At 60.1% G+C, this 14,140-nt stretch carries 14 protein-coding genes; 12 read left to right on the top strand and 2 right to left on the bottom strand.

The genetic code is table 11. The features are described from left to right. The first annotated feature begins 149 nt into the window (after positions 1 to 149). The 12 genes from cobA (at position 150) to JTP94_RS23340 (ending at position 11,592) form a co-directional block, all read left to right on the top strand. The gene (cobA, locus tag JTP94_RS23395; protein ID WP_204852813.1) at positions 150 to 998 is read left to right on the top strand and encodes a uroporphyrinogen-III C-methyltransferase; all 849 of its coding nucleotides are present in this window, start codon (positions 150 to 152) and stop codon (positions 996 to 998) included. Beyond that, positions 995 to 2,302 (top strand): cobyrinate a,c-diamide synthase, encoded by a 1,308-nt coding sequence (locus JTP94_RS23390; RefSeq protein ID WP_204852812.1) that lies wholly within the window; start codon positions 995 to 997, stop codon positions 2,300 to 2,302. Before cobA ends, JTP94_RS23390 begins: the two co-directional genes overlap by 4 nt. Continuing rightward, complete coding sequence (gene cobD / locus JTP94_RS23385) at positions 2,299 to 3,297, top strand: threonine-phosphate decarboxylase CobD (RefSeq protein WP_204852811.1); 999 nt, start codon at positions 2,299 to 2,301, stop codon at positions 3,295 to 3,297. Before JTP94_RS23390 ends, cobD begins: the two co-directional genes overlap by 4 nt. Next, positions 3,294 to 4,274, top strand: coding sequence for an adenosylcobinamide-phosphate synthase CbiB (gene cbiB, locus JTP94_RS23380; RefSeq protein WP_204852810.1), 981 nt, complete (start codon positions 3,294 to 3,296; stop codon positions 4,272 to 4,274). The genes cobD and cbiB overlap by 4 nt, the downstream gene beginning before the upstream one ends. 121 nt (positions 4,275 to 4,395) lie before the next feature. Continuing rightward, positions 4,396 to 4,824, top strand: coding sequence for a L,D-transpeptidase (locus JTP94_RS23375; protein WP_204852809.1), 429 nt, complete (start codon positions 4,396 to 4,398; stop codon positions 4,822 to 4,824). 228 nt (positions 4,825 to 5,052) lie between these two features. Continuing rightward, on the top strand, positions 5,053 to 5,331 hold the full coding sequence (locus JTP94_RS23370) for an acyl carrier protein (RefSeq protein ID WP_003502893.1): 279 nt from the start codon (positions 5,053 to 5,055) through the stop codon (positions 5,329 to 5,331). 122 nt (positions 5,332 to 5,453) lie between these two features. Beyond that, positions 5,454 to 5,927: a 3-hydroxyacyl-ACP dehydratase FabZ family protein gene (locus JTP94_RS23365; RefSeq protein ID WP_204852808.1), complete on the top strand. Its 474-nt coding sequence runs from the start codon at positions 5,454 to 5,456 to the stop codon at positions 5,925 to 5,927. Between the two features lie 43 nt (positions 5,928 to 5,970). Further along, a complete protein-coding gene (locus JTP94_RS23360; protein WP_204852807.1) occupies positions 5,971 to 7,176 on the top strand; it encodes a beta-ketoacyl-ACP synthase in 1,206 nt (401 codons plus the stop codon). An 11-nt stretch (positions 7,177 to 7,187) separates the two neighbouring features. Next, positions 7,188 to 8,474 carry a beta-ketoacyl-ACP synthase gene (locus tag JTP94_RS23355; protein ID WP_204852806.1) on the top strand — a complete coding sequence of 429 codons (1,287 nt, stop codon included), beginning with the start codon at positions 7,188 to 7,190 and terminating at the stop codon, positions 8,472 to 8,474. Positions 8,475 to 8,631: 157 nt separating this feature from the next. After that, complete coding sequence (locus JTP94_RS23350) at positions 8,632 to 9,660, top strand: zinc-binding dehydrogenase (RefSeq protein ID WP_204852805.1); 1,029 nt, start codon at positions 8,632 to 8,634, stop codon at positions 9,658 to 9,660. 5 nt (positions 9,661 to 9,665) lie between these two features. Next, entirely contained in the window at positions 9,666 to 10,598 is a 933-nt protein-coding gene (locus tag JTP94_RS23345; RefSeq protein ID WP_204853082.1) for a lipid A biosynthesis lauroyl acyltransferase, read from the top strand. 271 nt (positions 10,599 to 10,869) lie between these two features. Next, complete coding sequence (locus JTP94_RS23340) at positions 10,870 to 11,592, top strand: PAS domain-containing protein (RefSeq protein ID WP_204852804.1); 723 nt, start codon at positions 10,870 to 10,872, stop codon at positions 11,590 to 11,592. A gap of 187 nt (positions 11,593 to 11,779) precedes the next feature. Here the strand turns inward: JTP94_RS23340 and JTP94_RS23335 are convergent, their stop codons facing one another. After that, the gene (locus JTP94_RS23335) at positions 11,780 to 12,985 is read right to left on the bottom strand and encodes a GTP-binding protein (RefSeq protein WP_204852803.1); all 1,206 of its coding nucleotides are present in this window, start codon (positions 12,983 to 12,985) and stop codon (positions 11,780 to 11,782) included. Positions 12,986 to 13,076: 91 nt separating this feature from the next. Next, positions 13,077 to 14,042, bottom strand: coding sequence for a zinc ABC transporter substrate-binding protein (locus JTP94_RS23330; protein WP_246755205.1), 966 nt, complete (start codon positions 14,040 to 14,042; stop codon positions 13,077 to 13,079). Positions 14,043 to 14,140: the final 98 nt, after the last annotated feature.

Genomic DNA, 14,140 nt, shown 5'->3' with positions numbered 1-14,140 from the left:
GTCGCCGTTGGAAAAGCCCATAGCGCGCCGTCACCCCTGCGGAGGGTTTCCGTCACCTAGTATCAGCGGTGGAAACGACGTCAGGCGGCCGCCGTCTTATCCCGTTCTCAACATTGCAATTTCGGCTATCCGGGCATAGGACAAATGGGATGAACGATACTGCATTTTCGAATCTGCCGGCGCTTGAGCCTGGCTCCGTCTGGCTTGTCGGCGCTGGGCCGGGAGACGCAGGGCTGTTGACCCTGCTGGCGGCCAAGGGGCTGGCCGAGGCGGACATCATCGTGCATGACGCGCTCGTGAATGAAGACTGCCTGAAGCTCGCCCGCCCGGGAGCGGTGCTGGAATATGCAGGCAAGCGCGGCGGCAAACCGTCGGCCAAGCAGCGGGACATTTCGCTGCGCCTCGTCGAGCTGGCGCGCGCTGGCAAACGCGTTTTGCGCCTGAAGGGCGGCGATCCATTCGTTTTCGGGCGTGGCGGCGAGGAAGCGCTGATGCTGGTGGAACATGGTATTCCCTTCCGTATCGTGCCCGGCATCACGGCCGGCATCGGTGGGCTTGCCTATGCGGGAATTCCCGTCACCCATCGCGACGTCAACCACGCCGTTACCTTCCTGACGGGCCATGATTCTTCCGGAGTCGTGCCTGACGCCATCAACTGGGAGGCGATCGGCAAGGGATCGCCTGTTATCGTCATGTATATGGCGATGAAACATATTGCCCAGATCAGCGCCAATCTCATCGCGGCCGGCCGTTCGGTGGATGAGCCGGTTGCTTTCGTCTGCAATGCCGCCACCTCCTCCCAGCAGGTGCTGGAAACGACGCTCGGACGCGCGCCTGCCGATATCGAAGCCTCCGGTCTGGAACCTCCTGCGATCGTCGTCGTCGGCGACGTGGTGAGATTGCGACCCTCGCTCGATTGGCTCGGCGCTCTTTCCGGACGCAAGCTCGTGCCTGTCACGGAGGTGCGGGCTGGAAACGGACATAAGGTGTCGGCATGAGCGGCCTGCTGATTGCCGCACCGGCATCCGGCTCCGGCAAGACCACATTCACGCTTGGTCTATTGAGAGCGTTGCGGCAGAGGGGTATCGCAGTCGCATCGGGCAAGGCCGGTCCTGACTACATCGATCCCGCCTTTCATGCTGCGGCAGCGGGTTCGCCTTGTCTCAATTTTGACCCCTGGGCCATGCGAGCCGAACTCATTTCCGCCAACTCGGCACTTCACCGGGCCGGTGCGCGGATGCTCGTAATCGAGGGCATGATGGGTCTGTTCGATGGTGCCGCTGATGGCTCCGGCACGCCAGCCGATCTTGCGGCCTTCCTGGGTCTTTCCGTCGTGCTTGTTGTCGACGCCTCGCGCATGTCGCAATCGGTCGCGGCTCTTGTCAGCGGCTTTGCCAATTTCCGTGCCGATATCCGCATCGCCGGCGTCGTGCTCAATCGTGTTGCCAGCGAAAGGCATGAGGCGATGCTGCGCCGGGCGCTGGACGCGGTGCGGATGCCGGTTCTCGCCGTCATCGGCAACGAGGCGAGCCTGACCCTCCCGGAAAGGCATCTCGGGCTGGTGCAGGCCGGGGAGCATGCCGCATTGGAGCATTTTATCGAGGCTGCGGCTGGCATCGTATCGAGGGCATGCGATTTCGAGCTGTTGCTGCGGGCCGCGCAACAGAATGTCGTGCGTCCATCGACAGCCAACATTGCGCGCCTGATGCCGTTCGGGCAGCGCATCGCGGTGGCACGCGATATAGCGTTCGCCTTCTGCTACGAGCATATGCTGCTCGGCTGGAGGCGACGCGGCGCGGAGATTTCCTTCTTCTCTCCCCTGGCGGACGAGGGGCCGGCGGCGGACGCGGACGCCGTCTATCTGCCCGGCGGCTATCCCGAACTGCATGCGGAAAAGCTTGCGAGCGCCCATCATTTCCAGTCCGGTATGAGGGATGCAGCGGCGCGCGGGGCGCGAATCTACGGCGAGTGCGGCGGCTATATGGTGCTTGGCGACGGTCTGGTGGATGCGGCGGGGGCTCGCCACGAGATGCTCGGTCTCCTGCCAGTCGTGACCAGCTATGAGAAGCGACAGCGCCATCTTGGTTACCGGCGCGTGACGCCGCTTGCCGGCTCCTTCTTCGAAAAGCCGATGACCGCGCATGAGTTTCACTATTCGACCATCGTTTCGGAAGGCGAGGCGGATCGTTTGTTCGCGGTCAGGGATGCGCTCGGCACCGATCTGGGTATGGCCGGTCTGCAGCGCGCCAATGTCGCGGGCTCCTACATGCATCTGATCGATCTTGCCGGTGATATGGCATGACAGCCAGGATCGTACATGGCGGCGGCATCACTGCGGCGGCTCGCCAATATGGCGGACGGCCGGAAGACTGGCTCGATCTCTCCACGGGCATCAATCCCAACCCGGTTGCCCTGCCGGAGGTGCCTGTTTCGGCCTGGCACCGGCTGCCGGACCAGCATTTGCAGGAGCGGGCGCGGGAGGCGGCGAGGGGGTATTACCGCAGCGGCAATATCCTGCCATTGCCGGTTCCCGGCACGCAATCCGTCATCCAGCTGCTTCCCAGGCTCGTGCCCAATGGCAGCGTTGCGATCCTGTCACCCACCTACGGCGAATATGCCCGGGCGTTCACGCTCGCGGGCCTGCAGGTACGCCAGGTTTCGACGATTGCTGACCTTACCGCCGAAGACAGGCTCGTCGTCGTCGTCAATCCCAACAATCCGGATGGGCGGAGGCTGTCGGTCGATCAGCTGCGCGATTTGCACGACAGGCAACGCCGGCAGGATGGTATCCTGCTGGTCGACGAGGCCTTCGGCGATATCGAGCCGGAGGCGAGCCTTGCGCCACATGCTGCCTCCATGCCCAGCCTCATCATCTTCCGCTCATTCGGGAAATTCTTCGGCCTGGCCGGCTTGCGGCTCGGTTTCGTGATTGCCGAGGCTCCGATCATAGCTCGTTTCGAGGATTGGCTCGGCCCCTGGGCAGTGTCCGGTCCGGCGCTGTCGATTGCGGCATCACTGATGGAACGCGACACGAGCGCCATCCGCGACCTTGTCCTTCAGCGGCGCCTTGCGCTGGAGACGGTTCTTCGTCGGTTCGATCTGCATATCGCGGGGGGCACGGCGTTGTTCGCGCTGGTTGCGGACGACCGTGCAGAAGGCATATATACGCATCTCTGCCGCCACCATATTCTGGTCCGCAAGTTCGATTATGCGCGCAATTGGCTGCGCTTCGGTCTTGCTCCGGATGAGGAAGCGGATGACAGACTCGCCGGGGCACTAGAGGATTATTCGACATGACCGCCGACGAACATTTGCTCATTCTCGTCCTTGCATTGCTGCTGGACCGCATCGTCGGTGATCCCGACTGGCTCTGGCAGCGCCTGCCGCATCCGGTCGTGCTGTTCGGCAAGGCAATTTCGTCCTTCGACCACCGGTTCAATGCAAAACATCTGCCCGGCGTGCTTCGTCGCCGCAACGGTGTGATGTCGATCGTGGCGTTGCTCATGGGAGCCGTGATCGCCGGCTGGGCAGTCCACGGATTGCTCGCCTTCTTCGGTTGGCTCGGAATATTGGTCGAAGCGGCGCTCGTGGCGGTGTTCCTGGCGCAGAAGAGCCTGGCCGATCATGTCGGCGAGGTCTCGCAGGCGTTGCGGACCAACGGCCTGGAGGGCGGCCGCCTTGCGGTGTCGCGCATCGTCGGCCGCGACCCCGAGACCCTGGACGAGCCTGGCATCTGCCGGGCGGCGATCGAAAGCCTTGCCGAAAATTTCTCCGATGGCGTCGTGGCGCCGGCGCTCTGGTACGGCATTTTCGGCCTGCCGGGCCTGTTTTTCTACAAGATGCTCAACACGGCTGATTCGATGATCGGCCATAAATCGGAGACCTATGTCGATTTCGGGCGCGCGGCCGCCCGGCTGGACGATATCGCCAACTGGCCGGCTGCGCGTCTGTCGATCCTGCTGATCGCCGTCGGCGCCCTCGTCAAGCGCGGGATCTCGGCGCTCGGAAATGCGATCCGCGTCGCGGTCCGAGATGGCGGGCTGCATCGGTCGCCGAATTCCGGCAGGCCGGAAGCGGCGATGGCCGGCGCCCTGGACATCCAGCTTGCAGGACCGCGAATCTATGGCGGCGAGCTCGTGCGCGAACCGATGATCAATGGCGCGGGTCGTGACACGGCCACCGTCAGTGACATCGAAGCCGGCATCTCGATCTTCTATTCGGCATGCTCGATGCTGACGTTTCTTGCCTTTTTGGGCTTCCTGCTGCTGCTGTGAGCGACTATCTATATTAATGAATTGCTCACTATATGTATTAATATGGTATAATTGACGCCCTGATAGGCTTTCCCATCGTCTGAATTGCTTCGGAAGGAAGCAAACGGTCGGAGGGGATAATATGAAATATAGCGTTGTGGCCGCAGCCGTATGTCTATGTACGCAATTACATGCCGGATCAGTGCAGGCGGGAACTGTTCTGGCCAAAGTCGATCTTCGGTCGCAAACAATGACCGTTTCGGAAGATGGTGTCTTCAAGTATCGCTGGAAAGTTTCGACGGCGCGCAGGGGTTATGTCACGCCGACAGGCTCCTATACGGCGAAATGGCTTTCGAAAGATCATCGTTCAAAGAAATATGACGATGCGCCGATGCCCTATGCTGTGTTCTTTAATGGCGGCTATGCGGTCCACGGCACCTATGAGGTGAGGCATCTCGGCCAGCCCGCGTCGCACGGCTGCGTGCGGCTGGAGCCACGCAATGCCGCCACCTTCTTTTCCATGACATCGGATGTAGGCCTCAGCAATACCCGGATTGTCATCAGCGAGTGAGCGTCTCCTGCCGTGCGAATTTGTTCGCAAGGGCTGGTATAGCCGTAATGCTGCCGCATCTTGCACGCATGTCGGCCGCGATCCGGCCGATGGTGGCGTGAGGACCGCCTTTGCTGTTTGCGCAACAGTCATCCGCCAAATTGCCGGGGTTTCTATTGGAAACCATTGGCTTTTGGACTGGATTTCCCTATGAGGGGGATTGAATTATTATTTCAAGAGGTATGGGCAGTGACTGCTACATTTGACAAAGTTGCCGACATCATCGCTGAGACCAGCGAAATCGACCGTGAGACGATCACTCCGGAAAGCCACACGATCGACGACCTCGGCATCGACAGCCTGGACTTCCTGGACATCGTCTTTGCCATCGACAAGGAGTTCGGCATCAAGATCCCGCTGGAACAGTGGACGCAGGAAGTCAATGAAGGCAAGGTTTCGACCGAGGAATATTTCGTGCTGAAAAACCTCTGCGCCAAGATTGACGAGTTGCGCGCCGCCAAGGGCTGAGCAACATCCTTGTATTTTTTGACGCCCAGCCGCCCCTGAATATGGCGGCCGGGCGGTTTCATTCTTAAATAGCGTATCCCGCCCGTAGCATCGTGCGTTGTCGGGTTGGAGCGGAGGCGTTGATGCTGCTGGAATATTTCCAGATGATCGACAGGGTCGAGTCCGTCGATCTATCCAAGGGCCTGTTGAAGGCTCATTCTGTCGTTCCGGCGAAAAGCCCAGTTTTCGAAGGCCATTTTCCCGGCATGCCGCTCGTTCCCGGCGTTCTCCTGATCGAAACCATGGCGCAGGCTTCGGGCATGCTGGTGCTGGCGGTAACCAAGTTCGCCTATATGCCGTTCCTGATGTCGGTCGATGGCGCCAAGATGCGCACTTTTGTCGAGCCGGAGGCCGAGCTCGATATCGAGGCCGAGCTGGAGCACGATGGTTCCGGCTTCGCCGTGACCAAGGCGCGTATCACCATTGCGGGGAAGAAGATCTGCGATGCGCAGTTGAAGCTTCGCACCGTGCCGTTTAATGAGGTTCCGCTTGCCGATATCGTGCGTAGGCGGGCAGGCGAGGTCGGTCTCCTCGACGCCATCGCGGCCAACGGTTGATGCTGCCGGCTCGCATTGCGCCGCATTCTAAGAGGATTGATGAATGAGCAAGGCTCAGAATGATGTGGTGATCACAGGTATCGGCATCGTCACCTGTCAGGGTGTCGGCAAGGATGCCCATGTCGCCCTGCTGACATCGGACAAGACGCCACCGACCATCGTGGAAACCGAGAAATTCAAGCCCTACCCGGTGCATCCGCTGCCTGAGATCGACTGGTCGCAGCAGATCCCGAAGCGCGGCGATCAGCGGCAGATGGAAAACTGGCAGCGTATCGGCGTCTTCACTGCCGGACTGGCTCTGGACGATGCCGGCTTCAAGGAAGATCTGGAAGCCTGCGGCAGCATGGACATGATCGTGGCGGCCGGCGGCGGCGAGCGCGACCTCAATGTCGATACGCTGATCGTCAATGAGGCCTTGAACCGCAACGATCGCGAATTGCTCTTGAACGAGAAGCTGACGACCGAACTGCGGCCGACCCTGTTCCTTGCACAGCTTTCCAACCTGCTCGCCGGCAATATCTCGATCGTCCACAAGGTCACCGGCTCGTCGCGCACCTTCATGGGCGAGGAAGCTGCCGGCATTTCCGCCGTTGAGACCGCCTTCCATCGCATCAAGTCGGGTGAATCGAGCCATGCGCTGGTCGGCGGCGCCTTTTCGGCCGAGCGGCTCGACATGATCCTGTTGATCGAATCCATCAATGCACACGCCCTCGGCGAATGGCATCCGCTGTGGTCGCGCACGCCGGACAATGGCGGCGGCATGATCATGGGGTCGCTCAGCGCGTTCCTTGTGCTCGAATCCCGCGCTCATGCCGAAGGCCGCGGCGCGCATATTTATGCGAGCATCGAAACGATCGAGGGGGATCGCGGTAGCCGTGACGGAGGCAAGTTCGAGGCGCGATTGGAGCGTATGCTCACACCAGCCAAAGAGAGCCAGGGCGATACGACCGTCATCTTCTCCGGGACGACGGCAATTACCGATCTTGCCCAGCGCGAGAAAGCCGTGCTCGAGGCACAACTTCCAGCCTCGGCCATTCGCGGCTACGGCGGAGTTTCCGGCCATGGGCTCGAAAGCCAGTTTCCACTCGGAATTGCTTTCGCGGCGCTCGCCCTCGCCAATCAGGCCAAGGTGCCGCCATTTGATGCCACTAATGAAAAGCCGATGACGGCCGGTGCGCGCAAGGCTGTGGTAACGACCGTCGGCCATGCGCGCGGCGAAGGCATCGCCGTACTTTCCGCCGAAGCGTGAGGAACAAGATCATGACCGCATCCGCTTACAAGGATCATCTGGGGCGCCCCATCGTTGCCGTCACCGGCATGGGAATCATCACTTCGCTCGGTCAGGGCCTGCAGGACAATTGGAACGCGCTTTCGTCCGGCACGTCCGGCATCCACAATATCACGCGCTTCCCGACGGACGGGCTTTCGACGCGTATCGCCGGCACGGTGGATTTCATCGATATTCCGGCGCCGAATGCCGTCGAGCGCTCCTTTGCCTTTGCGCGCGAGACAACCATAGAGGCTTTGGCCCAGGCCGGCATTTCCGGTGATTTCGATGCGCCGCTGTTCCTTGCCGCGCCGCCGATCGAGCCGGAATGGAGCGCCCGCTTCGAGCTTGCCGATCGTTCGCCGCCGGCGGATCATCAGGGCGACGCCTATGAGCGTTTCCTGGCCGCCATGCGCCAGCGCCCGGATCCTGTCTTCCACGAAGCGGCTCTCTTCGGCGCCATTTCCGAGCGGCTTGCCGACCGTTTCGGCACGCGCGGCCTGCCGATAACGCTGTCGACGGCCTGTGCCTCGGGCGTGACCGCCATCCAGCTCGGCATCGAGGCGATTCGCCAGGGCCGCACGACGCGAGCTCTGACGGTTGCGACCGACGGGTCGCTCAGCGCCGAGGCGCTGATCCGCTTCTCGCTGCTGTCGGCACTTTCGACCCAGAACGATCCGCCGACCAAGGCGTCCAAGCCGTTCAGCAAGGACCGTGACGGCTTCGTCATCGCGGAAGGTGCTGCGACGCTGGTGCTGGAATCGCTGGAGGCGGCGATTGCGCGCGGCGCCAAGATCCTCGGCATCATGAAGGGTGCGGGCGACAAGGCGGACTCCTTCCATCGCACGCGTTCCTCGCCCGACGGCGGCCCCGCGATCGCGACGATCCGCGCGGCGCTGGCCGATGCCGGCATGGATGAGAGCGATATCGGCTATATCAACGCGCACGGCACTTCGACGCCGGAAAACGACAAGATGGAATATGGTGCCATGTCCGCTGTCTTCGGCGAGCGGCTTTCGGCCATTCCAGTTTCGTCGAACAAGTCGATGATCGGGCACACCCTGACGGCGGCGGGCGCGGTCGAGGCAGTGTTCTCGCTGCAGACCATGCTGACCGGCACACTTCCGCCGACCATCAACTACAACAATCCGGATCCGTCGATCATCCTTGACGTCGTGCCGAACAAGAAGCGTGAAAAGCAGGTGAAGGCGATCCTTTCGAACTCCTTTGGGTTCGGCGGCCAGAATGCCAGCCTTGTCATGGCGCTTGAACCAGCTTAATCGGACCTTTGAAGAACAAGACACTGGAGCGAGACGACGTATCTTCGAATCGTCGCCTCGCTCCAGGACTATTGGATGTGGCATGATCTTGTCCGAAAACCGCTTCACACTTTTCGGGATCATGCCTTAAGACGCCCAAGAGGCGAGGGATTATGCCATGCGTGCTTTGCAACTGGTCGACGACCGCAAACTTGAGATCACCGATCTGCCAGAGCCAGAAGCTCCAGGCGCGGGCGAGGTGACACTGCGCGTCAAGGCTGTTGCCCTTAATCACATCGACGTCTGGGGCTGGCGTGGCATGGCCTTTGCAAAGCGCAAGATGCCGCTTGTCATCGGCGCGGAGGCCGCCGGCGTGATCGAGGCGATCGGGCCGGGTGTGGCCAACGTGCTGCCGGGGCAGCTCGTGTCGATCTATGGCGCGCGCACCTGCGGCCTTTGCCGTCATTGCCGCGAAGGTCGCGACAATCTCTGTGAGAATGTCAGCGGCGTGCATGGCTTTCATCTCGACGGTTTTGCGCAGGAGAAGGTCAATCTTCCGGCACGTCTGCTGGTTCCGGCGCCTCCCGGCGTCGATGCGATCGGCGCCGCACTCGCCCCCGTCACCTTCGGCACCGTGGAGCACATGCTGTTCGACAATGCCAAGCTGGAGCCTGGCGAGACTATCCTCGTCCATGCCGGCGGCTCGGGCATCGGCACGGCGGCTATCCAGCTTGCCAAGAAGATCGGATGCACTGTCATCACCACAGTCGGCTCCGACGACAAGATCGAGAAGGCCAAGGCGCTGGGTGCCGACCACGTCATCAACTATCGCACCGACCGCTTTGAAGGCGTGGTACGCAAGCTGACCAAAAAGAAGGGCGTTGACGTCGTCTTCGAACATGTCGGCAAGGATACCTGGGCCGGCTCCATGCTTTGCATGAAGCGCGGCGGTCGTCTCGTGACCTGCGGCTCGACATCGGGTGTATCAGCCGAAATGAACCTGATGATGCTGTTCCAGCAGCAGCTGAAGCTTTTCGGTTCCTTCGGCTGCCGCATGGAGAACATGGCGAACGCCATGCAGAAGATGGCACGGGGCCTGGTGCATCCGGTGATCGATACCGAAGTGGGCTTCAGCGATATCGACCGGGCGCTGGAACGGATGGAATCGCGCCAGATCTTCGGCAAAATCATCCTGAAGATGGATTGAGCCGCGTGAAGCTCGTCATCACCCGGATCGTCCTTTCGCTCAGAGATTTCCGGCAATGGCTGGTGGCGCAGGTCATCTTCGGTTTCCTCAATTTCCTGAAGCTGTTTCCGGCGGATGGCGGCATCAGGTTTGCCGACTGGTTGACCCGCAAGATCGGTCCGCGCATGCGCCGGCACACGTTGATGCTGGCCAACCTGCACAACGCCTTTCCGGAAAAGAGCGAGGCGGAGATCGAGGAGATCGCGCTCGCGAGCTGGGGCAATATGGGGCGGCTGGCGGCGGAGTATGTCTTTCTCGACCGGCTTTTCGATTTCGATCCCCATAGCGACAAACCGGGTCGCGTCGAGGTTTCGGGTATTCCGATCTTTCTCGATCTCAGGGATAACCCGCGGCCATTCATCGTCTTTACCGGCCATACGGGCAATTTCGAGTTGCTGCCCGTCGCCGGTGCTGCCTTCGGCCTCAAGGTGACAGTGCTGTTTCGCCCGCCGAACAATCCCTATGTCGCCAAGAAAGTTTTCGACTTCCGCGCAAAACGCATGGGGAATCTCGTACCATCGCATGCGGGGTCATCATTCGCCCTTGCCAGGGAGTTGGAGGCGGGCGGCGGTGTCGGCGTGCTGGTCGATCAGAAATTCCGCAAGGGTTTGAAGACCTTGTTCTTCGGCCGGGACGTGAAAACCAATCCGCTTCTGCCGAAGCTCGTGCGCCAGTTCAACTGCGAGGTCTATCCGGCTCGTTGCATCCGCCTGCCAGGCAACCGTTATAGGTTGGAAATCGAGCCGAAGCTGGAGATGCCGCGCAACGAGCTGGGCAACCTCGATTTGCCGGCGACGGCGCAGATGTTGAACGACAAAGTCGAGAGCTGGGTGAGGGAGAATCCCGAGCAATGGCTCTGGTATCATGATCGCTGGAACATCAAGAAAACTGTCTTCTAGGCTTCTGCCAAGCTCGTGCCAGAGCGGGCCACGTGTCTCTCCAGATCCAGTCTTTATACAGTCATTCGACCCAGTAAGCCTGTCATTTCAGAAAGTTCGCCTTTTCCGAGAACTTCCACTCATCTGGATTGAAAGTGAGGGTAAGTCATGTTAATTCACATAATAGAAAGTCTGGTGAGAATGCGGACACCAGACTGATTATCCTTGGGCATGTCAGCGTCGGGAAACGAGGCCTCGGTGTTTGACTATGGTCAGGGACAGGAGGGCAATTTTGCTGGCACTCTTTCATGCCTTCTCCACGAAATGTAACCAGATTCAGCGTGCGATAAAACTTGGCGACGATGAGCTTGTAGCGTCACTTGATCGCGAATTGGAGCCGCTTATAGCGGCTATTTTGGCCTGTAGGGCCACGAGCCTGCTTGAAATGTACATGCAGCTCCAGTTCATGAACAATCTCATCCGGGAAGAATCGGACGATCGGTCGCGGGTTATACGCAATTCAGCGTCGCTGTCTGTGCTGATCGACCGCTATTTCGGCGGCGCGAGCGATGCTGCGGCTGAGGTCTTGATAGCGTTTTCGACCAAGAAAAAGGAACGCGACGATCTGTTTGGCTATGACGAAGGCAGCGTCTTGAACGATGTCATTCTCAACAGCCTGCCGGATCGCGTTGCCGTCATTACGCGGGATTACCGCTATCTCTACAGCAACGCTGCCAATTCGGAGTTTCTGAAATCGAAGCCGATCGAACTGGTCGGACGGCATATGTCCGAATTCATCGGTTGCGAATATTTCGAAAGCAGCGTCAGGACGAAGCTCGATTCCTGCTTCGCGGGTGAGGCGGTCGAGTGCCTCTATCCGGGCTATCATCCGGTAGAGCCCGGCAAGGTCCTCCACTGCAGCATGACACCGCTTCGCACCAAGGGCGAGGTGATCGGTGCATTGCTCGTCATGCATGAAGTGAGTGCGGTTCCCGCCAACATGATGGTAGCCTGAACTCGCGTTCAGGCTCCGAACAGCAATCTTTCGATCGAATCCGCCGCGAGGCGGAGATCTGATCCGTTTTCCCTATTATATTCCTGATCCGGCGCTGTTCGATTGGTTTTCGGAGCGTTGGCCTCGGGCTTATCCTCGTTGCTGCATTCCATGCAGTAGCAGCGAAACTTGATCGCCTTCGGCTTCTTCATGCGGTCGGCCCGTTCCAACTGGCGAAAGGATCCGGCAGGTCTCGCCAGCGCTCCGGCGTAAATCGGTCCGCCTTGACCAGGCAGGCATCCAGCTCCGCGGTGATCTTCTGCTGGTCCATGGGATCGGCGCCGATGAAGACCAGTTCCTGACGGCGGTCGCCCCACACCGGATCAAGATAGGGGGCTAAGGCCCGCTGAAAAGAGGGATCAAGAGGCCATTGGTCCTGTGGCACGGCGGCCCACCACAGGCCCATTTTGCTCGTACGGACCAGCGCGCCGGCCTGACTCATTTCGCCGACATGATAAGGCCGAGTCGCAAGCCAGAAAAAGCCCTTGGCGCGAACGACACCCGGCCAGGAACGATTGAGAAAGGCTTGGAATTTCGTGGGATCGAATGGTTTCTTCGCGCGATAGACGAAGGAGCGTATGCCATATTCCTCCGTTTCGGGAACATGGCCCTTGAAGCCGTGCAATTCCTTGTACCACAGCGGGTGGGTTTCGGCGCGATCGATATCGAACCGGCCGGTGCCGAGAACTTCCGTGGGCGCCACGGTACCGAAATTGGCTTCGATCAGACTTGCATCGGGATTGAGACCGACAATGATCTTGCGGGCTGCGTCGCGCTGCTCGGCAGTCGCCGAACCGATCTTGTTGAGGATGACGACATCGGCAAATTCGATCTGCTCGACCAGGAGATCGACGATGGTCCTGTTGTCGCCGTCGCCGGCAGTTTCGCCGCGATCGGCAAGGAAATCCGTCGAGCCGTAGTCGGCCAGAAGATTGGCTGCGTCGACGACAGTTACCATGGTGTCGAGCCGGGCGACGTCTGCGAGGCTGCTGCCATTCTCGTCGCGAAACTCGAAAGTGGTCGCGACGGGCAGGGGCTCGGCGATGCCGGTCGATTCGATCAGCAGATAGTCGAAGCGATCCTGCTCGGCGAGCTGGCGCACCTCCTTCAGCAGATCGTCGCGCAGCGTGCAACAGATGCAGCCATTGGTCATCTCGACAAGCTGTTCTTCCGTGCGTGAGAGATTGGCGCCGCCGTCACGCACCAGTGCGGCATCGATATTCACCTCGCTCATGTCGTTGACGATGACAGCGACGCGCAGGCCCTGACGATTGTTGAGAATGTGGTTGAGCAGCGTCGTCTTGCCGGCGCCGAGGAAACCGGAGAGGACGGTGACCGGGAGCTTCTTGTTCATGGCAACCTCTTCGTAATGTAATATCATTACATTTGTTGGCGTGAAAAAAGCGAGCAATGGGCTCGCTTCCTTCGGCGATATTCAGCCTGGCTCAGGAGAGGCAGGCTTTCAGGGAACTTGCGATGCCGCGCATCAGATCGAAATAGAGATCCGGCCCCTGCGGCAGCGTCGCGGCTTCGGGATCGAGGACGCCAGACTTCGCGGATGTGCCTTCCAGCACGACATTGACCAGCTTCGGTTCGAATTGCGGCTCGGCGAAAACGCAGGTTGCGCCGAGATCGGCGACCTTGCTGTGGATTTCCGATACGCGCTGCGCACCGGGAATGGTTTCCGGGCTTACTGTGATGGAGCCTGAAACGTGCACGCCGTAGCGATGCTCGAAGTACTGATAGGCATCGTGGAAAACGATGAAAGGCTTGTCCTTCACCGGCGCGAGTGTCGAGGCAATTTCGGTGTCGAGGGCATCGAGCTTGTCGTTCAATGCCTTCTGGTTCGCTTCATAGATCAGCGCATTGGCGGGATCGGCGGCGACCAGCGACGTGGTGATCTCGGCCACCATCGCCTTGGCATTGTGCGGATCGAGCCAAAGATGCGTGTCGAATTCTCCGTGATCGTGGTCGTGATCATCTGCGTGATCTTCGCCGGCGGCCGGTTCGTCGCCGTCGTCATGCGGCTCGAAGGCGCCGCCCTCGCGGAACTTGAACTTGGTGATGCCAGGCGCCTGATCGAGTTCGACGACAGTGGCATTGGAGCCGAGAGAGGCGAGCGGCTTCTGCAAGAAGGCTTCCATGCCCGGACCGACCCAGAAAACCACCTGCGCCTGCTGGAGGCTGCGGGCATTCGAGGGCTTGAGCGCATAGGTATGCGGCGACACGGCGCCATCGACGATGAGATCCGGTGTGCCGACCCCTTGCATGACGGCAGCGACAAGCGAATGAACCGGCTTGATGGAGACGACGACCTTTGGGGCATCGGCTGCCGTGGCAGCGGTGCCGACAAGCAGGCCTGAAAGCAGGAGAGAAGCGGCGAGGGGAAAGAAAGCTTTTGCTGCGTTCATGCGATAAGTGCCCTTGAATGGGTCTGTTATGTTATTACATCAATTGCGTTATGCTATAACGTGTGCGATAGCATGGCGCAATAGCGCAATTGGAAATT

Source organism: Martinezella lusitana (assembly GCF_016901135.1).
GTDB classification, from domain to species: Bacteria; Pseudomonadota; Alphaproteobacteria; order Rhizobiales; family Rhizobiaceae; genus Rhizobium; species Rhizobium lusitanum_D.
Note: the sequence above shows the minus strand (reverse complement) of the source record. Positions and strands in the feature narration are given on the sequence as shown.